20 protein-coding genes and 1 pseudogene are annotated in these 23,356 nt (G+C 69.3%); 14 read left to right on the top strand and 7 right to left on the bottom strand.

Features of this window, described 5'->3' with window-relative positions; genetic code table 11:
• Positions 1-57: 57 nt before the first annotated feature.
• Positions 58-1,017 carry a hydrogen peroxide-inducible genes activator gene (locus AQ610_RS03580; protein ID WP_006025326.1) on the bottom strand — a complete coding sequence of 320 codons (960 nt, stop codon included), beginning with the start codon at positions 1,015-1,017 and terminating at the stop codon, positions 58-60.
• A gap of 102 nt (positions 1,018-1,119) precedes the next feature.
• The gene (gene recG / locus AQ610_RS03575) at positions 1,120-3,285 is read right to left on the bottom strand and encodes an ATP-dependent DNA helicase RecG (protein WP_043282293.1); all 2,166 of its coding nucleotides are present in this window, start codon (positions 3,283-3,285) and stop codon (positions 1,120-1,122) included.
• 148 nt (positions 3,286-3,433) lie between these two features.
• Between recG and queA the strand changes: the two genes are divergently transcribed.
• The 5 genes from queA (at position 3,434) to secF (ending at position 9,564) form a co-directional block, all read left to right on the top strand.
• Positions 3,434-4,507 (top strand): tRNA preQ1(34) S-adenosylmethionine ribosyltransferase-isomerase QueA, encoded by a 1,074-nt coding sequence (gene queA, locus AQ610_RS03570; protein ID WP_006025324.1) that lies wholly within the window; start codon positions 3,434-3,436, stop codon positions 4,505-4,507.
• 244 nt (positions 4,508-4,751) lie between these two features.
• On the top strand, positions 4,752-5,945 hold the full coding sequence (tgt, locus tag AQ610_RS03565) for a tRNA guanosine(34) transglycosylase Tgt (RefSeq protein ID WP_006025323.1): 1,194 nt from the start codon (positions 4,752-4,754) through the stop codon (positions 5,943-5,945).
• A gap of 195 nt (positions 5,946-6,140) precedes the next feature.
• On the top strand, positions 6,141-6,467 hold the full coding sequence (yajC, locus tag AQ610_RS03560) for a preprotein translocase subunit YajC (protein ID WP_009913541.1): 327 nt from the start codon (positions 6,141-6,143) through the stop codon (positions 6,465-6,467).
• A gap of 106 nt (positions 6,468-6,573) precedes the next feature.
• Positions 6,574-8,598: a protein translocase subunit SecD gene (secD, locus tag AQ610_RS03555; RefSeq protein ID WP_006025321.1), complete on the top strand. Its 2,025-nt coding sequence runs from the start codon at positions 6,574-6,576 to the stop codon at positions 8,596-8,598.
• A 15-nt stretch (positions 8,599-8,613) separates the two neighbouring features.
• Positions 8,614-9,564 carry a protein translocase subunit SecF gene (gene secF / locus AQ610_RS03550; protein WP_006025320.1) on the top strand — a complete coding sequence of 317 codons (951 nt, stop codon included), beginning with the start codon at positions 8,614-8,616 and terminating at the stop codon, positions 9,562-9,564.
• A gap of 129 nt (positions 9,565-9,693) precedes the next feature.
• On the opposite strand, the gene AQ610_RS03545 is transcribed toward secF, so the two are convergent.
• The 4 genes from AQ610_RS03545 to AQ610_RS03530 all read right to left on the bottom strand — a co-directional run bounded on the left by AQ610_RS03545 (position 9,694) and on the right by AQ610_RS03530 (position 12,996).
• The gene (locus AQ610_RS03545; RefSeq protein ID WP_006025319.1) at positions 9,694-10,977 is read right to left on the bottom strand and encodes an MFS transporter; all 1,284 of its coding nucleotides are present in this window, start codon (positions 10,975-10,977) and stop codon (positions 9,694-9,696) included.
• Between the two features lie 238 nt (positions 10,978-11,215).
• Positions 11,216-11,794, bottom strand: a complete 579-nt coding sequence (locus tag AQ610_RS03540) for a YceI family protein (RefSeq protein WP_006025318.1) — start codon at positions 11,792-11,794, stop codon at positions 11,216-11,218.
• Between the two features lie 66 nt (positions 11,795-11,860).
• Positions 11,861-12,421: a YceI family protein gene (locus tag AQ610_RS03535; protein WP_006025317.1), complete on the bottom strand. Its 561-nt coding sequence runs from the start codon at positions 12,419-12,421 to the stop codon at positions 11,861-11,863.
• An 11-nt stretch (positions 12,422-12,432) separates the two neighbouring features.
• Complete coding sequence (locus tag AQ610_RS03530) at positions 12,433-12,996, bottom strand: cytochrome b (protein ID WP_006025316.1); 564 nt, start codon at positions 12,994-12,996, stop codon at positions 12,433-12,435.
• On the opposite strand from AQ610_RS03530, the pseudogene AQ610_RS38025 reads away from it, so the two are divergent.
• From AQ610_RS38025 to AQ610_RS03500, 7 genes and pseudogenes are all read left to right on the top strand, one after another.
• Positions 12,995-13,196, top strand: a pseudogene (locus tag AQ610_RS38025) (hypothetical protein). The gene AQ610_RS03530 and the pseudogene AQ610_RS38025 overlap by 2 nt on opposite strands.
• 65 nt (positions 13,197-13,261) lie before the next feature.
• On the top strand, positions 13,262-13,918 hold the full coding sequence (locus AQ610_RS03525; RefSeq protein WP_043282291.1) for a paraquat-inducible protein A: 657 nt from the start codon (positions 13,262-13,264) through the stop codon (positions 13,916-13,918).
• On the top strand, positions 13,915-14,577 hold the full coding sequence (locus AQ610_RS03520) for a paraquat-inducible protein A (protein WP_006025314.1): 663 nt from the start codon (positions 13,915-13,917) through the stop codon (positions 14,575-14,577). Before AQ610_RS03525 ends, AQ610_RS03520 begins: the two co-directional genes overlap by 4 nt.
• Complete coding sequence (locus AQ610_RS03515) at positions 14,570-16,225, top strand: PqiB family protein (protein WP_015600520.1); 1,656 nt, start codon at positions 14,570-14,572, stop codon at positions 16,223-16,225. The genes AQ610_RS03520 and AQ610_RS03515 overlap by 8 nt, the downstream gene beginning before the upstream one ends.
• Positions 16,222-16,998 carry a PqiC family protein gene (locus AQ610_RS03510; RefSeq protein WP_043282289.1) on the top strand — a complete coding sequence of 259 codons (777 nt, stop codon included), beginning with the start codon at positions 16,222-16,224 and terminating at the stop codon, positions 16,996-16,998. Before AQ610_RS03515 ends, AQ610_RS03510 begins: the two co-directional genes overlap by 4 nt.
• 600 nt (positions 16,999-17,598) lie before the next feature.
• On the top strand, positions 17,599-19,716 hold the full coding sequence (locus AQ610_RS03505; protein WP_006025311.1) for a site-specific recombinase: 2,118 nt from the start codon (positions 17,599-17,601) through the stop codon (positions 19,714-19,716).
• 145 nt (positions 19,717-19,861) lie between these two features.
• On the top strand, positions 19,862-21,157 hold the full coding sequence (locus tag AQ610_RS03500; protein ID WP_006025310.1) for a THUMP domain-containing class I SAM-dependent RNA methyltransferase: 1,296 nt from the start codon (positions 19,862-19,864) through the stop codon (positions 21,155-21,157).
• A 98-nt stretch (positions 21,158-21,255) separates the two neighbouring features.
• On the opposite strand, the gene AQ610_RS03495 is transcribed toward AQ610_RS03500, so the two are convergent.
• Positions 21,256-21,729 (bottom strand): SRPBCC family protein, encoded by a 474-nt coding sequence (locus AQ610_RS03495; RefSeq protein ID WP_015601061.1) that lies wholly within the window; start codon positions 21,727-21,729, stop codon positions 21,256-21,258.
• Between the two features lie 255 nt (positions 21,730-21,984).
• Here AQ610_RS03495 and AQ610_RS03490 point away from each other — a divergent pair, with 255 nt between their 5' ends.
• Both AQ610_RS03490 and AQ610_RS03480 read left to right on the top strand, forming a co-directional pair.
• Complete coding sequence (locus AQ610_RS03490) at positions 21,985-22,377, top strand: VOC family protein (protein ID WP_009913551.1); 393 nt, start codon at positions 21,985-21,987, stop codon at positions 22,375-22,377.
• A 241-nt stretch (positions 22,378-22,618) separates the two neighbouring features.
• Complete coding sequence (locus tag AQ610_RS03480; protein ID WP_006025306.1) at positions 22,619-23,305, top strand: helix-turn-helix transcriptional regulator; 687 nt, start codon at positions 22,619-22,621, stop codon at positions 23,303-23,305.
• The last annotated feature ends 51 nt before the right edge of the window (positions 23,306-23,356 follow it).

The raw sequence follows: 23,356 nt of genomic DNA, 5'->3' as shown, positions 1-23,356 counted from the left end.
AAACGGGGCTGCCAGGCCCCGTTCGCGCGCGGCGACCATCGGCCGCACGCGCGATGCTCAATTCACCGTCGCCGGGATGTCGAGCTTCACCACGCCGGGCAGGTCGCACGCGGCGATCGCCTCGCTGATCGCATCGATCGCCGGCATCCGCGTGAAACTCTTGCGCCACACGAGCACGACGCGCCGATCCGGCACCGGGTCCTCGAACGGCACGTACGACAGCAGGTCCGCGTCCGGCCCGTTCGCATGCGGCCCCACTTCGGCGACCGACATCCGCGGCAGCACCGTGATCCCGACGCCGCTCGCGACCATATGGCGGATCGTCTCGAGCGACGAGCCTTCGAACGTCTTCTGGATGCCGTCCGCCGTCTGCGAAAAATGCATCAGTTCCGGGCACACGCCGAGCACGTGGTCGCGGAAGCAGTGGCCGTTGCCGAGCAGCAGCATCGTCTCCTGCTTCAGGTCGGTCGCGTCGATCTTGCGGCGCTTCTCCCACGGATGCCCGGCGGGCAGCGCGACGACGAACGGCTCGTCGTACAGCGGCCGCACCATCAGGCCGGTCTCGGGGAACGGCAGCGCCATGATCGCCGCGTCGATCTCGCCTTGCTTGAGCAGCTCGAGCAGCTTCAGCGTGTAGTTCTCCTGCAGCATCAACGGCATCTGCGGCACACGGCGGATCATCTGCTTGACGAGCGTCGGCAGCAGGTAGGGCCCGATCGTATAGATCACGCCGAGCCGAAACGGCCCGATGAGCGGGTCCTTGCCCTGCTTCGCGATCTCCTTGATCGCGAACGTCTGCTCGAGCACGCGCTGCGCCTGCGTGACAATCTGGTCGCCGATCGGCGTCACGCTCACTTCGCTCGCGCCGCGCTCGAAGATCTGCACGTTCAGTTCGTCTTCCAGCTTCTTGATCGCGACCGACAACGTCGGCTGGCTGACGAAGCAGGCTTCGGCCGCCCGGCCGAAATGGCGTTCGCGCGCGACCGCGACGATGTACTTCAGTTCAGTAAGCGTCATTGCAAGTTAATCAATCATTTAATGACGATAGATTAAATTTATACACTGGTTTGGGCCGATTCGCCAACCTTTGCCGAAAAGATCCGGCGCCGCGCCGCGCGCTCAAGCCTTCAGGTATTGCTCGCGCGCGCCGAGCCAGCGGGCGAGGTGCTGCGCGACGATGTCCGGATGGCGGGCGATGAGGCGCGCGGCCGCGTCGCGCGCGGGCTCGATCAGCCAGCCGTCGTTTTCCAGATCCGCGAAGCGCAGCATCGCCGCGCCCGACTGGCGCGCGCCGAGGAATTCGCCGGGACCGCGGATCTCCAGATCGCGGCGCGCGATCTCGAAGCCGTCGGTCGTCTCGCGCATCGTCTTCAGCCGCGCGCGGCCCGCGATCGACAGCGGCCCGCTGTACATCAGCACGCACACCGACGCGGCGGTGCCGCGACCGACCCGCCCGCGCAACTGGTGCAGTTGCGCGAGGCCGAAGCGCTCCGCGTGCTCGATCACCATCAGCGACGCGTTCGGCACGTCGACGCCGACTTCGATCACCGTCGTCGCGACGAGCAACTGCACGTCGTTGCGCGAGAACGCGTCCATCACGGCCGCTTTCTCCGCGGGCGCGAGCCGGCCGTGCACGAGCCCCACCTTCAGCTCCGGCAGCGCGGCGGCGAGCGTCTCGTAGGTCTCGACGGCCGTTTGCAGTTGCAGCGTCTCGCTTTCCTCGATGAGCGGGCACACCCAGTACACCTGACGGCCCGCGAGCGCCGCCTCGCGCACGCGGCCGATCACCTCGTCGCGCCGCGCGTCCGACACGAGCCGCGTGAGGATCGGCGTGCGGCCGGGCGGCAGCTCGTCGATCGTCGACACGTCGAGGTCCGCGTAGTACGTCATCGCGAGCGTGCGCGGGATCGGCGTGGCCGACATCATCAGTTGGTGCGGCTGGAAGCCCGCCGCGCCGTCGGCCGCGTTCGCCGCCTTCGCGCGCAGCGCGAGCCGCTGCTCGACGCCGAAGCGATGCTGCTCGTCGACGATCACGAGCCCGAGCCGCGCGAATTCGACAGTGTCCTGAATCATCGCGTGCGTGCCGATCACGAGCTGCGCGGTGCCGAGCGCGGCCGCCTCGAGCGCCGCGCGCTTGTCCTTCGTCTTCAGGCTGCCGGCGAGCCACGCGACCGACACGCCGAGCGGCTCCAGCCAGCCGCGCAGCTTGCGCGCATGCTGCTCGGCGAGGATTTCGGTCGGCGCCATCAGCGCGGCCTGGTAGCCCGCGTCGATCGCCTGCGCGGCGGCGAGCGCCGCGACGACCGTCTTGCCGCTGCCGACGTCGCCCTGCAGCAGGCGCTGCATCGGGTGCGGCTGCGTGAGATCGTGCGCGATCTCCGCGACGACCCGCTCCTGCGCGGCCGTCAGCGTGAACGGCAGCGCCGCGTACAGGCGCGCGGACAGCGCCGCGCCGTCGCCGCGCGCGCGGCGCGGCATCGCGGGCGCGGCGCGCGTGCGGCGCTCCTCGTGCGCGCGCTTGAGCGACAGTTGCTGCGCGAGCAGCTCGTCGAACTTGATGCGCGTCCACGCGGGATGCGTGCCGTCGATGAGCGCCGCCTCGTCCGCGCCGGCGCCCGGGTGATGGAGGAGGCGCACCGCGTCGGCGAGGGGCGGCACGTCGAGCGGCTGCAGGTACGTGCGCGCGACCTCGGGCGGCAGCAGCTCGGGCAGCGGCGTGCGCGCGAGCGCGTTGTCGATCGCCTTGCGCAGATACGCCTGCGACACGCCCGCCGTGCTCGGATAGACGGGCGTCAGCGCCTGCGGCAGCGGCGCGTCCTCGTCGACGACCTTCACCGTCGGATGCACGATCTCGAGCCCGAAGAAGCCGCCGCGCACGTCGCCGCGCACGCGCAGCCGCTGGCCGACCGCCATCTGCCTGACCTGCGAGCCGTAGAAGTTCAGGAAGCGCAGCACGAGCTCGGCGCCGTCGTCGTCGCGCAGCTTCACGAGCAACTGGCGGCGCGGCCGGTACGCGATCTCGTTGTCGAACACGACGCCTTCCGTCTGCGCGATCTCGCCCGGCAACAGCTCGCGCATCGGCGTGAGCGTCGTCTCGTCCTCATAGCGCATCGGCAGATGCAGGACGAGGTCGATGTCGCGCGTCAAGCCGAGCTTCGCGAGCTTGTCGGCGGTCTTCACGGACTTCGGCGCTGCCTTGGCGCTGGCGGCGCCCGACGCGGCGGCGTCGGCGAATGCGTCGGCTTCGGCGGGATCGGCTACGGAACGGCGAACGGGCACTGGCATCGGTCAGAAGGCTTGCAAGTACAATAGCGGCTTTCACGTCGCACGAACGAGCGACGCCGGCCAAGCCGCGCAACCCCGCCATCATAGCGGCTCGTGCGCGCCGCGACGCGCTTTGTCCGTCAGGCCGGCCACCCCGACCCCGTTTCGCATGCTCACGCTTTCCGATTTCGATTTCGATCTGCCGCCCGAGCTGATCGCGCAAACCGCGCTGCCCGAACGCAGCGCGAGCCGCCTGCTCGAGGTGGACAACACGAGCGCGCCCCCGCGCCTCGTCGACCGGCGCTTCGCCGAGCTGCCCGCGTGCGTCGCGCCGGGCGACCTGCTCGTCTTCAACGACACCAAGGTGCTGAAGGCCCGCTTCTTCGGCCACAAGGCGAGCGGCGGCAAGATCGAGGTGCTGATCGAGCGCGTCACCGGCCCGCGCACCGCGCTCGCGCAGATCCGCGCGAGCAAGAGCCCCGCGCCCGGCACGACGCTCACGCTCGCCGACGCATTCGACGTGACGGTCGGCGAGCGCGCCGAGCCGTTCTTCACGCTGCACTTCCCCGACGACTGCCTCGCGCTGATCGAGCGCCACGGCCGGCTGCCGCTGCCGCCGTACATCGAGCACACGCCCGACGCGACCGACGAGACCCGCTATCAGACGGTGTTCGCCGCGAATCCGGGCGCCGTCGCCGCGCCGACGGCCGGCCTGCACTTCGACGACGCGGTGCTCGCCGCGCTCGATGCGCGCGGCGTCGAGCGCGCGACGCTCACGCTGCACGTCGGCGCGGGCACGTTCCAGCCGGTGCGCGTCGAGAACATCGCCGAGCACCGGATGCACAGCGAGTCGTACGAGCTGACCGGCGCGCTCGTCGAGAAGATCGCCGCGACTCGCGCGCGCGGCGGCCGCGTGATCGCGGTCGGCACGACGTCGATGCGCGCGCTCGAGGCGGCCGCGCGCGACGCGGACGCCGCCGGCCGGCCGCTCGCCGCGACGCGTGCGGACACCAGCATCTTCATCACGCCGGGCTACCGATTTCGCGTCGTCGACCGGCTCGTGACGAATTTCCACTTGCCGAAATCGACGCTGCTGATGCTCGTGTCCGCGTTCGCCGGCGTCGAGACGATCCGCGCCGCGTACCGGCATGCGATCGACGCGCGCTACCGGTTCTTCAGCTACGGCGACGCGATGCTGCTCACGCGGCGCGACGCGACCGAGGAAACGCGCGGCGGCGCGTAAGCGCGGCTGTTCGGCTTTGGCGATTTGGCAGTTCAGCGGCTCAGCGGCTCAGCGGCTCAGCGGCAACGTAACGCCGACCGCGAGCCGAACCGCCGCGCGCCGCGCTTCACCCTTTTTTCCATCGCGGCAAGCCCCCGGCTCGCCGCGCCTTCAACATGCGCCGGACTTGTCGATCCGGAGTCAGCGCTTCAGCGCATACTCCGGTCCCATGCAAAGCTTTTCCGGTGGCGAGGAGTCCAACCAGATGACGACCGAAGGTCCATCGCACGATACGCACGATACGCCCGCGGGCATTCGCCCGCACAACGGCCTGAAATTCGAGCTGCTGACGACCGACGGCCGCGCGCGCCGCGGCCGCGTGACGCTCAATCACGGCGTCGTCGAGACGCCGATCTTCATGCCGGTCGGCACGTACGGCACCGTGAAGGCCGTGCAGCCGCGCGAGCTCGACGAGATGCGCGCGCAGATCATCCTCGGCAACACGTTCCACCTGTGGCTGCGCCCCGGCCTCGAGACGATCGGCGCGCACGGCGGGCTGCACCGCTTCATGGGCTGGAACAAGCCGATCCTCACCGATTCGGGCGGCTTCCAGGTGTTCTCGCTCGGCGATCTGCGCAAGATCACCGAGGAAGGCGTCACGTTCGCGTCGCCGATCAACGGCGACCGGCTGTTCCTGTCGCCGGAAGTGTCGATGCAGATCCAGAAGACGCTGAACTCCGACATCGTGATGCAGTTCGACGAATGCACGCCGTACGCGACGAACGGCGTGCCGACGACGCACCAGGAAGCGGCCGAATCGATGCGGATGTCGCTGCGCTGGGCGAAGCGCTCGCTCGCCGAGTTCGATCGCCTCGGCAACCCGAACGCCCTCTTCGGCATCGTGCAGGGCGGCATGTACGAGGACCTGCGCGACGAATCGCTCGCCGGCCTCGCCGAACTCGGCTTTCATGGCCTCGCGATCGGCGGGCTGTCGGTCGGCGAGCCGAAGGAGGACATGATGCGCGTGCTCGAGCACGTCGCGCCGCGCCTGCCCGCCGACAAGCCGCACTACCTGATGGGCGTCGGCACGCCGGAGGATCTCGTCGCGGGCGTCGCGGCGGGCGTCGACATGTTCGACTGCGTGATGCCGACCCGCAACGCGCGCAACGGCTGGCTCTTCACGCGCTTCGGCGACGTGAAGATCCGCAACGCGGCGCACAAGAACGTGCTGAAGCCGCTCGACGAGACCTGCGGCTGCTATACGTGCCGGAATTTCTCGCGCGGCTACCTGCACCATCTGCACCGCGTCGGCGAGATCCTCGGCGCGCAGTTGAACACGATCCACAACCTGCACTACTACCTCGAGCTGATGCGCGAGATTCGCGAGGCGATCGAGACGCACACGTTCGAAGCATTCCGGAAACGTTTCGCCGAGGACCGCGCGCGCGGCGTCGACTGACGGAGCGCGGCGACCGGCGGGGCGCATCGCGCGGTCGCCCCGCAAACCTTACAATCATCTTTCGCCACGCGCGCGAACGCTGCGGGATCGAGGTTAACAGCTTGAAACCAAAGCGCATTTGCGCCGCTGTCGCGGATAGGGCCGGTGGTAGAATAACCGGCTTATTTTTCGATCTTCCCTAACGGAGAGACCAACGTGTCGTTCATTTCCAATGCCTATGCGCAAGGCGCAGCGGGCGGTGCCGAATCGAGCCTGATGAGCTTCCTGCCGCTCATCCTGATGTTCGCGGTGCTCTACTTCATCATGATCCGTCCGCAGATGAAGCGGCAGAAGGAGCATCGCAACATGCTCGCCGCGATGGCGAAGGGCGACGAAGTGGTGACGAGCGGCGGGCTCGTCGGCAAGGTGACGAAGGTCTCGGAAGCGTACATCGGCGTCGAGATCGCCGAGGGCACCGAGATCACCGTGCAGAAGGCCGCCGTCACGACCATCCTGCCGAAGGGCACGATCAAATCGCTGTAAGCCCCGCCCCGCGTCCGGCCGCCCGACGCCCGCGCCGCGAAGCGCGCGGCCGAGAGCGGCGCCGGACGCGCCGCCATCCCAGCCAACCATCCCGTTCGGCCCCCTCATGAATCGTTATCCAATCTGGAAATATGTGGTGATGGTCGTGGCGCTCGCCATCGGCTTTCTCTACACATTGCCCAACTTCTTCGGCGAAGCGCCGGCGGTGCAGGTATCGAGCGGCAAGGCTACGGTCAAGCTCGGCGCCGACACGCTCGCGCAGGTCGAAGCAGCGCTCAAGGCCAACCAGGTCGCGGCCGACGACGTCACGTTCGACAACTCCAGCGCCAACGCGACGATCCGCGTGCGCCTGAAGGACACCGACACGCAACTGCGCGTGAAGGACATGCTGCAGAAGACGCTGAACGCCGATCCGAACGATCCGCAGTACGTCGTCGCGCTGAACCTGCAGAGCGCGTCGCCGCGCTGGCTGACCGCGCTGCGCGCGCTGCCGATGTATCTCGGCCTCGACTTGCGCGGCGGCGTCCACTTCCTGCTGCAAGTCGACATGACGGGCGCGCTCACGAAGAAGCTCGATTCCGACGCGTCCGACGCCCGCACGCAACTGCGCGACAAGGGCATCCGCGACGGCGGCGTCGCCCGCGTCGATCAGACGGTCGTCGCGAACTTCGCCGACCAGGACACCGCCGAGCAGGCGCGCACGCTGCTCGCCTCGTCCGTCTCCGAACTCCAGTGGGCGACGCAGCCGGGCGGCGGCGGCTACCAGGTGGTCGGCACGTTCACGCCGGCCGTCCAGAAGGCCGTCGAGGATGCGGCGCTCAAGCAGAACCTGACGACGCTGCACAACCGCGTCAACGAGCTCGGCGTGTCCGAGCCGATCCTCCAGCAGCAGGGCAACGACCGGATCGTCGTCGAGCTGCCGGGCGTGCAGGACACCGCGAAGGCGAAGGACATCATCGGCCGCACGGCGACGCTCGAGGCGCGTCTCGCCGATCCGCTGAACACGCACCCGAATCCGAACGATCCGGTGCCGCCGGGCGAGGAGCTGTTCACGCAGGGCAACCAGGCGCCGGTGCTGCTCAAGAAGCAGGTGATCTTCACGGGCGACCGCATCATCGACGCGTCCGCGGGCTTCGACGAGCATCAGCGCCCGTCGGTGAACATCCGCCTCGATTCGGCGGGCGGCCGCGCGGTGCGCGCGGTGTCGCGCGAGAACATCGGCAAGCCGATGGCGATGGTGCTGTTCGAGAAGGGCAAGGGCGAGGTGCTGACCGTCGCGACGATCCAGTCCGAGCTCGGCGACCGCTTCCAGATCACGGGCCAGCCGACCCCGCAGGCGGCCGCCGATCTCGCGCTGCTGCTGCGCGCGGGCTCGCTCGCCGCGCCGATGGACATCATCGAGGAACGCACGATCGGCCCGAGCCTCGGCGCGGACAACATCCGGATGGGCTTCCATTCGGTGATCTGGGGCTTCGTCGCGATCACCGTGTTCATGATCGCGTACTACATGCTGTTCGGCGTCGTGTCGGTGCTCGGCCTGTCGGTGAACCTGCTGCTGCTCATCGCGGTGCTGTCGCTGATGCAGGCGACGCTCACGCTGCCCGGCATCGCGGCCATCGCGCTCGCGCTCGGCATGGCGATCGACTCGAACGTGCTGATCAACGAGCGCATCCGCGAGGAGCTGCGCCGCGGCGCATCGCCGCAGATCGCGATCCAGGAAGGCTATGCGCATGCGTGGGCGACGATTCTCGATTCGAACGTGACGACGCTGATCGCGGGCCTCGCGCTGCTCGCGTTCGGCTCGGGCCCGGTGCGCGCGTTCGCGATCGTGCACTGTCTCGGCATCCTGACGTCGATGTTCTCCGCGGTGTTCTTCTCGCGCGGCCTCGTGAACCTCTGGTACGGCGGGCGCAAGAAGCTGCAGTCGCTCGCGATCGGCCAGGTGTGGCGCCCCGCCGCCGCCGAAGCCGGCGCCGCGCCGCAGCTCGGCCAGGACGCGCGCGCGAACGCGCCGCAGGGCGCGCGCGTCGCCGCGCCGAAGCAGCCGGCTGGCGCGCCGCGCACCGGCAAGCCGGTCGCGCGCCGCCGCTCGGGCCCGGGCGTGCCGCCCAAGCAGGGCTCGTCCAACTAAGCGCCGGAGACGCACATGGAATTTTTCCGCATCCGTAAAGACATTCCGTTCATGCGGCACGCGTTGGTCTTCAACGTGATCTCGCTCGTGACCTTCCTCGCCGCCGTGTTCTTCCTGTTCCATCGCGGGCTGCATCTGTCCGTCGAGTTCACGGGCGGCACGGTGATCGAGGTGCAGTACCAGCAGGCCGCGCAGCTCGAGCCCGTGCGTTCGGCGCTCGGCACGCTCGGCTACGCCGACGCGCAGGTGCAGAACTTCGGCACGTCGCGCAACGTGCTGATCCGCCTGCCGCTCAAGCAGGGCTTGACGTCCGCGCAGCAGAGCGACCAGGTGATGGCCGCGCTGAAGGCGCAGAACGCCGACGTCGCGCTGCAGCGCGTCGAGTTCGTCGGCCCGCAGGTCGGCCGCGAGCTCGCGACCGACGGCCTGCTCGCGCTCGCGTGCGTCGTGATCGGCATCGTCATCTATCTGTCGTTCCGCTTCGAATGGAAGTACGCGGTCGCCGGCATCATCGCGAACCTGCACGACGTCGTGATCATTCTCGGCTTCTTCGCGTTCTTCCAGTGGGAGTTCTCGCTGTCGGTGCTGGCCGCGGTGCTCGCGGTGCTCGGCTACTCGGTCAACGAATCGGTCGTCATCTTCGACCGGATCCGCGAGACGTTCCGCCGCGAACGCAAGATGACCGTGCAGGAAGTGATCAACCACGCGATCACGAGCACGATGTCGCGCACGATCATCACGCACACGTCGACGGAAATGATGGTGCTGTCGATGTTCTTCTTCGGCGGCCCGACGCTGCACTACTTCGCGCTCGCGCTGACGGTCGGCATCATGTTCGGCATCTATTCGTCGGTGTTCGTCGCCGGCTCGCTCGCGATGTGGCTCGGCATCAAGCGCGAGGACCTCGTCAAGGAGAAGAAGTCCGCGCACGATCCGAACGATCCGAACGCGGGCGCGCAGGTGTAAGCGCCCCGCGGGTGTGAAGCCCGCCGGCGCAAACCCCGTTCCGCACGGCAAGGCCGGTTCCTCACGAACCGGCTTTTTTTCGTCTGCCGGGTTTGCGTTCGCCGGGCGCGCGGCGCCCGACGCCGCGCGTCACCGGAACCCGAAGCGCCGCCGCAGCGCGACGAGCGCCGCGATGCTCACGAGCGCGGCGAAGATCAGATAGAAGCTCGGCGCGGCCTTCGAGCCCGTCGCGCGGATCAGCCACGCGATGATGAACGGCCCGAATCCGCCGAAGACCGTCACCGCGACGTTGTACGCGAGCGACATGCCGGTCGTGCGCGTCTGAACCGGAAAGATCTCGGACAGCAGGCCCGGCAGCGCGGCGAAATAGCCGGTCATCAGGCATGCGAACACGATCTGCACGGCGATCAGCGCGCCGAATGTCGGATGCGCGGCGAGCCACGCGAACGCCGGGTAGATCAGCACGAGGATCGCGAGCGCGGGCGCGAGCATCGTGCGCACGCGGCCGTGGCGATCGGACCAGTGCCCGACCACCGGCGCGAAGCTCATCTGGATCACGCCGACGATGAGGATCGCGGCGAACGCCGAAGACGGCGCGAGCTTCAGTTCCTTGACGCCGTAGGTCGGCATGAACAGCACGAGATAGGTCGCGACGGTGCCGAGCACGACCGCGCCGATCGCGGCGGCGAGCCGCCCCTTGTGCGCGGCGAACGTGTCGCGCAGCGGGTTCGCGGCGGACCCCGATGTGAGGAATTCGGGCGTTTCGTCGACCTTCGAGCGGATGTAGTACGCGATGGGCCCGAGCAGCAGCCCGAAGCAGAACGGCACGCGCCAGCCCCACGACGCCATCTGCGCGGGCGTGAGCCACGCATTGAGCGACGTGCCGAAGAGCGCCGCGAGGAGCGTCGTGAGCCCCTGGCTCGCGACCTGCCAGCTCGCGAAGAAGCCGCGCCGCCCCGGCACGTGCTCGGCGAGGAACGCGGTCGCGCTGCCGAACTCGCCGCCCGCGGAGAAGCCCTGCATCAGCCGCGCGCCAACGAGCACGAGCGGCGCCGCGATCCCGATCGTCCCGTAGGTCGGCAGCACCGCGATGACGAGCGTGCCCGCCATCATCAGCAGGATCGACAGCGTGAGCGCGGCCTTGCGGCCGCGGCGGTCCGCGTAGGCGCCGAGCACGATCGCGCCGAGCGGACGCATGAAGAACGACACGCCGAACGTGCCGAGCGTCAGCAGCAGCGACACGGCGTCGCTGCCGGCGGGAAAGAGCAGCCGCGAAATCGTGACCGCGAAGAAGCCGTAGACGACGAGATCGAACCATTCGAGCGCGTTGCCGACCGACGCGGCGACAACGGCTCGCCACACGCGCGGGGAGACGGTATCGGTCGCGGGCGAAGCAGCGTCGGCTGCGTGCATGGTGTCTCCTGATCGTTGTCGGGTCGTCGATGTCCGTCGCGGCGGCGCCGCGCACCCGGGCGGCGAACGCGAACGATGAACGCGAACGACGAACGAGATGACGAATGCGGACGATTATAGGCACGCGCCCCACGCGCCAAAAAAAGAAAACCGCCGCGCCCGATACGGAGCGCGGCGGTTCGTCGGCGCGACGCGGCCCCCGCGCATCGCGCGCGGCGCGCGGCGGCTTCGCGAGCGCTTACTGCTTGACCGCTTCGGCCGTGATGAGGAGCTTCGTCTTCATCTTGAAGCCGTACTGCTTGCCGTAGTCGAGGCCGAAATCGTCGCGGTTGAATTCGCCGACCGCGTCGACGCCGCACACTTCCTTCTTCAGCATCGGATGCGGCATGCACTTGAACGAATCGATCTTCAGCGTCAGCGGCTTCGTGACGCCGTGCAGCGTCAGATTGCCGACGACCTCGGCCGGCTTGTCGCCTTCGAACTTGATCGTGCCCTTGTAGCTCGCTTCCGGATACTTCGCCGCATCGAAGAAGTCGGCCGTCTGCAGGTGCTCGTCGAGCTTCTGGCTGCCGGTCGCGATCGACGCGACCTTCGTCGTCACGTCGACGGTGCCCGTCTTCGCCGCGCGGTCGAGCGTCACGGTGCCGCTCGACTGGTCGAACTTGCCGCGCCACACCGACAGGCCGCCGAAGTGATCCGCCTCGAAGCTCGGATACGTATGGCTCGGGTCGAACTGGTACGTTGCGGGCGCCGCATGCGCCGAGAACGACAGGGCGGCGGCGAGCGCGCCCGCCGCGATCATCAGTTGCTTGTTCAAATCAATCTCCTTATGACGGCGCCGCGCTCCGAAGCGGCGCGAGGGTGGTGCGAACCGCCGCCCGCGTTACTTCGCGGCGACGATGTGAAACTTGATCTGCACTTCGTCGGCCACGACCGACGTGTCCTTCCATTCGCCCGTGCCGACGTTGAACGTCGAGCGCTTGATCGGCAGCACGCCGTCGAACACCTGCGCCGCGCCGTTCTGCGTGACCGTCACGGGCACGGTCACGGGCACCGTCTTGCCCTTGATCGTCAGCTTGCCGGACACGTTGTACTTGCTGCCGCCCGCGGGCGCGATCGCGGTCGACACGAACGTCGCCTGCGGGTACGTCTTCGCGTCGAACCAGTCCTTGCCCGCGACCTGGTCGTTGTACATCTGGTCGCCGAGATCATAGCTCGCAACGTCGATCGTCATCTGTGCGCTGCCCTGCGCGGCCTTCGCCGGATCGAACCTGATCTGCGCGGAAAACTTCTTGAACACGCCTTCCGTCGGCACGTTCATCTGCTTCGAGACGGCCGATACCTTGCTCTTCGCGACGTCGACCTGCGCGAACGCGCCGCCCGACACGGCGACCGAAGCGGCGGCGAACGCGGCGAGCATGTAGCGGTAGAACGAGACTTTCATAACGGTCCTTGTTATTTGAGGAAGGGAAGCATCCGCGACAGCACGCCGTCGCGGTCGAACCACTGGTGCTTGACGGCCGCCGCGACGTGCGCGGCGACGAGCGCGAGCAGGCCGTAGTTGAGCAGCACGTGCGCCGTCTTCAGCGTTTCCTTCAGCACGGGATCGGGGTCGATCAGGCGCGGCAGCGGCACGAGCCCGAGATAGACGACCGGAATGTTCGCGGCCGAGCTGTACAGGTAGCCCGTCACCGGAATCACGAGCGTCAGCACGTAGAGCAGCCCGTGCACCGCATGCGCGCCCGCCCGCTGCCACGCGGGCATGCCGGCCGGCATCGGCGGCGGCACGTGGGTTGCGCGCCAGAGCACGCGCACGATCGCGATCGTGAACACCGTCACGCCGATCCACTTGTGCCACGAATAGTATTTGAGCTTCGCTGGCGTGAAACCCGGAATGCCCGTCATCACCCAGCCGAGCGCGAAGCCGCACACGATCAGGAGCGCGATCAGCCAGTGGAGCGCGATCGCGGTGCGCGTGTAAGCTGCTGCGGGCGAAGCCGAAGATGAAAACGATGCCATGAATTCCTCAGTTGAGCGAAAAGCCGCGCCGGCGCTACCGCATTTCCCGCCCGACACATGTCACGGCCGCCATGCTACCGCAACCGCCGGCGAATGGCAGAATCCCGAAACGGCCGCCGCAGCCGGGCGGGCCGGGCGGCGCAGCGCCCGGCGCCATCTGCCCGCCATCGAGGCTTGACACTTCAAAAATCGCCTTTTGATAAGATTGGCGCGGGTTCCGGCCCTGTGAACGCGTCGCTGCGACGCCGCGCAACCGCCTTTCCATATGGATAGAAACACCCTGATTGCCTGTCACGAATGCGACGCACTGTTGCACAAACCGCGCCTTAGCGGCAAGGACACCGCCCGCTGCCCGCGCTGCGACGCGCTGCTCTACCGGAGCGGCTCGGCGCAGGTCGACCGCATCTGCGCGCTCACGGCGGGCGCGCTCATCACGTTCCTGATCGCGCAGGCCTTCCCGATCCTCGAAATGGACGTGAACGGGATGCGCGTGCAGACGACGCTCTTCGGCGCGCTCGAGGCGATGTGGAATCAGGGGATGCCGCTCGTCGCTGCGATGGTGTTCTGCTCGACGCTGCTGTTTCCGCTCGTCGAGATGTCCGCGCTCCTCTACGTGCTCTTTGCGCTGCGCTCGGGCGCGATTCCGCCCGGCTTCAACCGCGTGCTGCGCGCGATCCAGCTCGTGCGCCCGTGGGGGATGATCGAAGTGTTCATGCTCGGCATCCTCGTCACGATCGTCAAGATGGTGAGCCTCGCGCGCGTGATCCCCGAGGCCGCCCTCTTCGCGTTCGCGGCGCTCACGCTGATGCTCGCCGTCGTCGTGATGTTCGATCCGCGCACGCTGTGGGACATCGCCGATTCGCTGCGCGAGCGCGCGGCCGGCGCAGCGCGCGGCGCAAGCGACGAGGCGGGCGCGCGATGACCGGGATCGTGACCGCCGCGCGCGCGGGCCTGGCGAGCTGCCATGCGTGCGGCCATGTGCAGAAGCTCGCGCGGCCGTCGCCGGATTCGCTCGGCTCGCACGAGAAGCCCGAGCACTGCGCGCGCTGCGGCGCCGCGCTGCACCTGCGCACGCCGGACAGCATCGCGCGCACGCTCGCGCTCCTCATCGCCGCCGCGATCCTCTACATTCCGGCGAACCTGCTGCCGATCATGCGCACCGCGTCGATCGTCGGCTCGCAGGAAGACACGATCATGAGCGGCGTCGTCTTTTTCTGGACGTCGGGCGAATGGCCGCTCGCCGTCGTCGTGTTCGTCGCGAGCATCCTCGTGCCGATGCTGAAGCTCGGCGTGCTCACGATCCTCGTCTTCACCGCGCAGCGCCGCTCCGCGTGGCGGCCGATGCAGCGCACCCGGCTCTACCGGATCGTCGAGCGGATCGGCCGCTGGTCGATGCTCGACATCTTCGTCGTCACGCTGACGGTCGCGCTCGTCCATTTCCGCTCGCTCGCGGTGATCACGGCGGGGCCCGGCGCGCTCGCGTTCGGCTCCGTCGTGATCCTGACGATGCTCGCGTCGATGCAGTTCGACCCGCGCCTCATCTGGGACAACGTAGAAAACTCAGGGAATCCTCATGAATAGACCGCAAGGCCCGAAGCACGACCCGAACGCGGCCCCCCCCACTCCGCCCGGCGGCGAGCCGCCGGTGCTCCCCGAGCCCGTGATCACGCGGCGCTCCGGCTGGCTGCCGTCGCTCGTGTGGCTCGTGCCGCTCGTCGCCGCGCTGATCGGCATCGGGCTCGTCGTCAAATCGGTGCTCGAGCGCGGGCCGGAGATCACGATCAGCTTCAAGAGCGCCGAGGGCCTCGAGCCCGGCAAGACGCAGGTCAAGTACAAGGATGTCGAGATCGGGATGGTCAAGACGATCAAGCTGTCGAAGGATCTGTCGCACGTGCTCGTCGACGTGCAGTTGAAGAAGGAAGCCGAGGACTTCGCGGTGAAGGGCACGCGCTTCTGGGTCGTGCGGCCGCGCGTCGGCGCGACGGGCGTGTCGGGGCTCGGCACGCTGCTGTCGGGCGCGTACATCGGCGTCGACGCGGGCCGCTCGGACGAGGCCGAGAAGTCGTTCACCGGGCTCGAGACGCCGCCCGCCGTCACGGGCGACCAGAAGGGCACGCAGTACGTGCTGCGCGGCGATTCGCTCGGCTCGATCGACATCGGCTCGCCGATCTACTACCGGCGCGTGCAGGTCGGCCAGGTCGTCGGCTTCTCGCTCGACAAGGACGGCACGGGCGTCACGTTCCGCGTGTTCGTCAACGCGCCTTACGATCAGTACGTCGGCCTGAACTCGCGCTGGTGGCAGGCAAGCGGCGTGGACCTGCGGCTCGATTCGAGCGGCTTCAAGCTGAACACGCAGTCGCTCGCGACGGTGATCCTCGGCGGCATCGCGTTCCAGTCGCCGCCGAACCAGGCGGCCGGCCCGCCCGCGCCGAACAACATGACGTTCCGCCTGGGCGCCGACGAAGGCGACGCGATGCGCGAGCCGGACGGCGAGCCGGTGCAGGTCGTGATGAACTTCAACCAGTCGCTGCGCGGGCTGTCGGTCGGCGCGACCGTCGACTTCCGCGGCATCGTGCTCGGCCAGGTGACGAACATCGGCATCGACTTCGATCCGAAGACGAAGACCTTCACGATGCCGGTGACGATGAACGTCTACCCCGACCGGCTCGGCCGGAAGTTCCGCGAGGCGTCGCAGGACAAGGGCTACGCGGCGCGGCGCGAGATGCTGTCGCGGCTCGTCCAGCACGGGCTGCGCGGCCAGTTGCGCACGGGCAACCTGCTGACGAGCCAGTTGTACGTCGCGCTCGACTTCTTCCCGAAGGCGCCGCCCGCGAAGGTCGATCTCGACCACGAGCCGGTCGAGCTGCCGACCGTGCCGAACACGCTCGACGAGCTGCAGTTGCAGGTCGCCGACATCGCGAAGAAGCTCGACAAGGTGCCGTTCGACCAGATCGGCGCGAACCTGAACAGCGCGCTCGCGAACGCGGACAAGCTGTTCAAGCGGCTCGACACGGAAGTTGCGCCCGAGGCGCGCGACACGCTGTCCGCGGCGAAGCAGACCTTCACCACCGCGGAGGCGACGCTGCAGCAGGATTCGCCGCTGCAATCGGACGTGCGCGGCGCGCTGAAGGAGCTCACGCGCACGCTGCAATCGCTGAACGCGCTCGCCGACTACCTCGAGCGGCATCCCGAATCGCTGCTGAAAGGCAAACCAGGAGATCAGAAATGACCGCACGCTCGCTCCGACCGGCGCGTGTTTCGCGCGCCGCCGCGGCTGCCGCGGCTGCCGTTGCGGCGGCGGCCATGCTCGCGGCCTGCTCGTCGTCGCCGCCCGCACGCTTCTACACGCTCGACGCCGCGGCGGCGGCCGGCGCCGCCCGGACCGTCAGCGCGAATCCCGCGTTCCTGATCCAGGTGCCGTCCGTCGACGTGCCGGAGCAGGTCGCGAAGAATCAGCTCGTCGTGCAGAGGAACGCCGCGCGGGTCGACGTGCTCGAGGAAGAGCGCTGGGCGTCGCCGCCCGCCGACGAGATCCGCCGCGCGCTGTCGTCGGCGCTCACGCGGCGGCTCGACACGATCGACGTCGCGAACGCCGCGTATCCGGCGGGTGTGCCCGTCTACCGGGTCAGCGTGAACGTCCAGCGCTTCGAGTCGTGGCCGGGCAGGCACGCGGCGCTCGCGGCCGTCTGGAGCGTGCGCGCGCTGCCGAGCCAGGCGGTGATGACCTGCCGCACCGACGTCGTCGAGCCGGTGCAGGCGGGCTACGACGCGCTCGTCGCGGGCCACCGGCAGGCGATCGGCGCGCTCGCCGACCAGATCGCGGCCGGCGTGCGCGCGATGGCGGCCGCGCGCGCGAACGGCGCGGCGGATGGCGCGGCGGCGAGGAAAGCGGCGGCGATGGCGAAGAATGCGGCGGGCGACGCGGCACTCGCGACGCCCGTCGTGCGCTGTCCGGCGGGCCCGGCCGAGGCGGACTCGCAACGCGTCGGCGACGCGCCGTGACACCGGCCGCCGTGCGCAATCGCACCGACCCGGAATCCGGAGCCGGCGGTCGCGGCCGATAGCCGCAGATCGCCCGGCCCGGCCAGCGCCGAGCCGGCCGGAGCCGCCACGCCGGGCGCGTCCCGCCAGGCGCCCCTTTTGTCGTGCCGAACCCGGCTGGAAACCGCGCCCGTTGGCCCGTCCGTCTGCCCGTTCGGCCGAGCGTCCGCCCCGAACCGCTCCAGGCCGCCTGAGATTCCGAAGGCCGGACAATCCGAGGCCCGCAAGCCCCGCCGCCCCGTTTGACATTGTTTATCGATTCGACCGAGGAACCGACGCCGCCGCCGACAGTCGCCTTGCGTTTTTCGCGTCGATTGACGATCCTACGCACCTCCCGGCGAGCCGGGGCCATCATGTGCGCTGGCTGCGCCGCCCCGCCGCCGCTCCGGACCGTGCCGGTCCGCCATTGCGCCGCGCGCCACGGCGCCGCGCATTCGGAGAACGCCGCAACGCCTGCACGGCCGGCCGAACCGCCGCGCGCGAGCCGCCCTTGCGCCGCGCCGCCGGTTTGCACAGCATCCCGACAGAACCCTGCCCGTAGGGGCGCCCGATATTCCGCTTATGTTCGATTCCCTGACGACCCTGATCAAGAAGTGGCGCGCGTCGCGCAGCGCGAGTCATCAGCTCGACGCGCTCCTCGCGACAGCCGACGCCGGCGCGCCATACGCGGAACGCGCCGAGTGGCTGATCGAGCTCGCGCACTGGCTGCATCGCGACGGCGCGATGGCCGCCGCCGCGCCCGCGCAGGCCGAATCCGGCGAGCGCACGTTCGCGGCGGCGCACGCGCGGCTGCGCTACGTGCTCCACGTGCTCGAGCGCAATCCCGAATGGAAGACGAACGTCGCGCGCCTGCTGCGCGGCGTGCTGCGCGAAAGCGACGGCATCTCGCTCTTGTGCGACGCCGGGATGCCCGTGCATTCGGGCTTCTTCGGCGCGCTCGTCGAGCGGATCGATTCGTCGCTGATCCCGCCCGCGCCGAACCGCCGCGAGCTCGCCGCGCTCTTCACGCTGATGTTTCCGTCGCCCGCCGACGCGCAGTGGATCGACGCGCTGCCCGACGACCTGCTCGCGCGTCTGGCCGACCTGTTCGCGTTCGACGTGACCGACAAGGAGCGCCACCAGCCCGGCTCGTTCTCGCGCGATCTGCTCGCCGCGCTGCACAACCTTACGTGCCAGATCAGCTCGACGGGGCTGTCGCAGACCGTGCGCAGCCGCCTGTCCGACGAGGACGCGCGCACGCCGCTCGAGGCGCAGCCGTTCTACCGGCTCACGCGCGCGATGCTCGCCGTCGAGACCGCGCAGGCCGCGCTCGACGACGGCGGCGATCCGAGCAAGCTGCTGCACGAGGTCAACTATCTGCGCGTGCTGCTCGACGAGTGCCGCGTGTCGATCGACGACGTGTTCTCGCATCTGTACCGCAACGGCGTGTCGGTCGACATCGTGTTCCAGGTCGAACGGATGCGCATGCGCATCCTGCGCGCGGAGGCGCTCCTGAACGCGTGGATGGCGCGCGACGACCTGCGCGGCCTCGCGCACCTGACAGCCGAGCTCGTCGACGCGAACCAGAACAGCCAGAGCGTGGCGCACCTCGTGCGCAGCAACTTCGCCCTCTTCGCGCGCAAGCTCGTCGAGACGAACGCCGACACGGGCGAGCACTACATCTCGCGCGGCCGCGCCGAATATCTGAAGATGCTGCGCATGGCGGCGGGCGGCGGCCTCGTGACGGTCGCCACCGTTTGCATCAAGTTCGGGATCACGGGCGCGCACCTGCAATCGATGCTCGAGGGGCTGCTCGCCGGCATCAACTACGCGGCGAGCTTCATGCTGATGCACTTCCTGCACTTCACGCTCGCGACGAAGCAGCCGGCGATGACCGCGCCGACGATCGCGCGCGAACTCGACGGCACCGGCCACGAAGACGGCGTGAAGCAGTTCGTGTCGTCGGTGATCGCGCTGATCCGCACGCAGGCGGCCGCGATCAGCGGCAATGTGCTCGTCGTGCTGCCCGTGTGCTTCGCCGTGCAGATGTTCGCGAGCGGCGTTCTGCACACGAACCTGATCTCGCCCGAAAAGGCGCACGCGACGCTGAAATCGTTCTCGCTCATCGGCCCGACGCCGATCTACGCGGCGCTTACGGGCGTGCTGCTGTGGGCGTCGAGCCTCCTCGCCGGCTGGGCCGACAACTGGTTCGTGCTGCATCGCGTCGGCGACGCGCTCGCGTACAACCGCCGCCTGCGCATCACGCTCGGCGTCGCGGGCGCGGCGAAGCTCGCGCACTTCTGCCGCTCGAACGTCGCGGGCGTCGTCGGCAACGTCGGGCTCGGGCTGATGCTCGGGCTCGTGCCGGCGATCGTCAGCGCATTCGCGTTCTCGTTCGAAGTGCGGCACGTGACGCTCTCCGCCGGCTCGATCGGCGTCGCGATCGGCGTGCTCGGCAGGCAGACGCTGCACACGGCCGAGCTGTGGTGGGCGGTCGCGGGCGTCTTCGGCATGGCGATCCTGAACGTCGCGGTGAGCTTCGCGCTCGCGTTCACGATGGCGGTGCGCTCGCGCAGCCTGCGGCCGACGAAGGTGCGCGCGCTCGTCGCCGCGATCGGCCGCGCGGTGCTCGCGCGGCCGGCGAGCCTCGTGTGGCCGCCGCGCGGCGGCGGCGCGGCGGGCGAATCCCGCGCGCACTGACACTGAGCTCCGGGCCGGCCGTCGCGACGCGGACGCCGCCGCGCGGCGGCGGTGACGACGTAACGGCATGACGGCGTAGCGACGTGACGGTCCTAGCACGCACCCCGCGTACAATGGCGTAATTTTGCACGCAACAGCCCGCCTTATGTCCTCGCCGACCCTATTCGACTTCTTCGCTCCCTGCCCGCGCGGGCTCGAGGCCGCGCTCGCCGCCGAGCTCGCGGAGATCGCCGCGCGCCACGCGATCGCCCCGTACGACGCGGGCGCGCAGGTGCCGGGCGGCGTCCATTTCCGCGGCGGCTGGGCGGCCGGCATGGCGGCCAACCTGCATTCGCGGATCGCGAGCCGCGTGCTGCTGAAGATCGCGCACCGCCCGTACCGCAACGAGCAGGATGTCTACGCGCTCGCGCTCGAACAGCCGTGGGAGCGCTGGTTCGCGCCGACGCAGACGCTGCGCGTCGACATCACCGCGATCAAGTCGCCGCTGAAGAGCCTCGAATTCGCGACGCTGCGCGTGAAGGACGCGATCTGCGACCGCCTGCGCGAGAAGACGGGCGCGCGCCCGAGCATCGACACCGCGCAGCCCGACGTGCGCGTGTTCGCATTCCTGACGGCGGGCGACTGCACGCTGTATCTCGATACGTCCGGCGAGCCGCTCTTCAAGCGCGGCTGGCGCCTCGACAAGGGCGCGGCGCCGCTGCGCGAGAACCTCGCGGCGGGCATCCTGCGCCTGGCCGGCTGGACGCCCGGCACGCCGTTCTACGATCCGATGTGCGGCAGCGGCACGTTCGTCGCGGAAGCCGCGCAGATCGCGCTCGGCGTGGCGCCGGGCGTCGAGCGCCGCTTCGGCTTCGAGAAGCTCAAGCAATACGACATCACCGCGTGGCAGGCGCTGAAGGTCGCCGCGATGGACGCGAAGCGCGCGGCGCGCGGCAAGCGCGACGATCTGCTGATCTTCGGCAGCGACATCTCCGGCGACATGCTCGATAAGACGCGCGCGAACCTCGAGCGCGCGGGGGTGCCGCCGCTGTGGCTCAAGCAGATCGACGCGCGCAACATGACGCCGCCCGTCGCCGCGCCCGGCATGATCGTCACGAACCCGCCGTACGGCGAGCGGATCGAGGTGCGCGGCCGCGGCCCGCGCGGCGACGTGCGCGAGACGGGCAAGAACCGCGGCGGCGACGACGCGTTCCGCCGCACGCACGCCGATTCGCCCGACGGCGAATTCTTCCGCGCGCTCGGCGACGCGCTCAAGCAGCGCTTCACTGGCTGGCAGGCGTTCATGCTGAGCTCGGACCGCACGCTGCCGGGCCAGTTGCGGCTGCGCGAATCGGCGAAGACGCCGCTCTTCAACGGCGCGCTCGAGTGCCGGCTGTTCCGCTTCGATCTGATCGCGGGCAGCGTCCGGCAGCGCCCGGCGGCGGCCGACGACGGCGAATAACGCGCGGCGCGTTTGCCGCGCGGCGTGCGCGCAGGCTTCACGACGGCGGCGCAAACGTCTGCGCCGCCCGCCGCGCGCGCCGGCGCGGCGCACGCCCGTCACCGCCCGTCCGCGCTCCCGCCATGCCAGCGGCGCGCCGTCATCGCGAGCGGCCGTCCCGTCTCGAGCAGCGTCTTCAGGCTCGACAGCACGACGGGCCACCCCATTCTGATCCCGCGGTCCATGTCCGAATCCGGCACGAGGTTCTCGTGCCTGACGGTCAGGCGCACCGCATCGTCCATGAACGGCTCGACGGCGAACGTCACGCGCGTGTCCTCGCTGCCCGTCGGGAACCGCCACGAGATCACGAGCCGGTTCGGCGGATCGTTCTCGATCACGTCGCCGACGAGGTCGACCGTGCGCGGATCGTCGTAATCCTGATGCTCCCAGCGCGAGCCGGGCCGCCAGTCCGGCGATGCATTGCGGTGCCGGCACCAGTATTCCTTCGTCAGCTCCGCGTTGGTCAGCGCATCGAACACGCGCTCGGGCGTCGATGCGATATACGTCACGTACACATAAGCGAGGTCAGCCATCGTCGTCTCCATCGATGCGGGCCGTTTCGAATCCGCGTGCCGGGCCGGCGAGCCGTCCGTCCGGCGCTTCGGCACGCACGCGGCGAGCGCGATGCCCGCCGGAGCCGGCCGGCATCGCTTCATTGTGCGACCTGAAGCCGGCGCGTCAAGCGCCGTTACGCTGCTGACAATACGTTGTCAGCAGGCCCCGCGCACACTGCGACGCGGGTTTGGCGGAACGGATTCCCCCGCCCATCAACGTACATGGAGCTTGCAATGACTACCGCAAAAAGCGAAAGCGTGATCGCCTGGTTCGACCTTCCGTCAGTCGATTTCGACCGCGCGATCCGCTTCTATGAAACCGTGCTGCAGACGGCGTTGCAGCGCGAGGTGATCGGCGGCGTGCCGACCGCGGTCTTCGTGCATCCGGAAGCGGCCACGGGCGGCGCGGTCGTCTACGATCCGCAGCGGCTGAAGCCGGGCGCGGACGGCGCCGTCGTCTACCTGAACGCGAACGGTCCAGTGACGGCCGCGCTCGAGCGCGCGAAGCGCGCGGGCGGCATCGTGCAGGGCGCGGTGATCGAGCTGCCGAACAACTACGGCTACATCGGCTACCTCGTCGACACCGAGGGCAATCGCGTCGGCCTGCATTCGCTCAAATGCAGTTGAGCGCGTCGCCGGGCGGGCGCGGGCTCGCGCACGCGGGCAAGACGGGCGCCGCGCGCGTCGCCGCAACGCGCGGGGCCGCGCCGCGCGAGGCGGCGGAAACGTGGGCGGCAACGCTTGCGCAACCATTCGCCGCAACAATCGCGCGCATTGCGCCAACTACGAAAACCGCGCGCGCCAGCCGCCGCGCGCGGCGCTATCATCGCGGCATTCTCCACCCTGTTTCCCAGCCCGTAGCCCCGCGATGACGCGCCGCGCCGACCGCCTGTTCCAGATCGCCGAATTGCTGCGCGGCCGCCGCCTGACGACCGCGCAGCAGCTCGCCGACTGGCTGTCGGTGTCGCCGCGCACCGTGTATCGCGACGTGCGGGACCTGCAACTGTCGGGCGTGCCGATCGAGGGCGAAGCCGGAATCGGCTATCGCCTGAACCGCGCGGCGAGCCTGCCGCCCCTCACGTTTACGGCCGAAGAGCTTGCCGCGCTCGCGGCGGGCGCGCGGATGCTCGAAACGTGGGGCGGCGCGCGCTTTGCGGGCGGCGCGCGTTCGGCGCTCGCGAAGATCGCGTCGGCGATGCCCGCCGACAAGCGCGCGACGCTCGACCGGCTCGCGGTGTTCGCGCCGTCGTTTCACATCGACCGCACGTTCCCGGAAAAAGTGGATGCGCTGCACGAAGCGGTCGACGGCCGCCGCATCGTCAGCTTCGCTTACTGCGACCGGCTCGGCGCGCGGACGACGCGCCGCGTGTGGCCGCTCGGTCTCGTGTACTGGGGCGGACGCTGGACGATCGGCGCGTGGTGCGAGCTGCGCGAGGACTTCCGCACCTTCGACATCGCGCGCATGAACGAAGTCGCGGTGCACGACCCGTTTCCCGATCAGGAAGGCAAACGGCTCGCCGACTATCTGCGCAAGGCGAACGCGCCCGTGCGTTGAGCGCGGCGGGGCCGCATCGGCGCGCTTCCCCAAGGGCCGCACGCCGACCGG

Source organism: Burkholderia humptydooensis (assembly GCF_001513745.1).
In the GTDB taxonomy this organism is placed as follows: Bacteria; Pseudomonadota; Gammaproteobacteria; order Burkholderiales; family Burkholderiaceae; genus Burkholderia; species Burkholderia humptydooensis.
The sequence above is the reverse complement of the archived record's forward strand: the minus strand, read 5'-3'. Positions and strand labels throughout refer to the sequence as shown.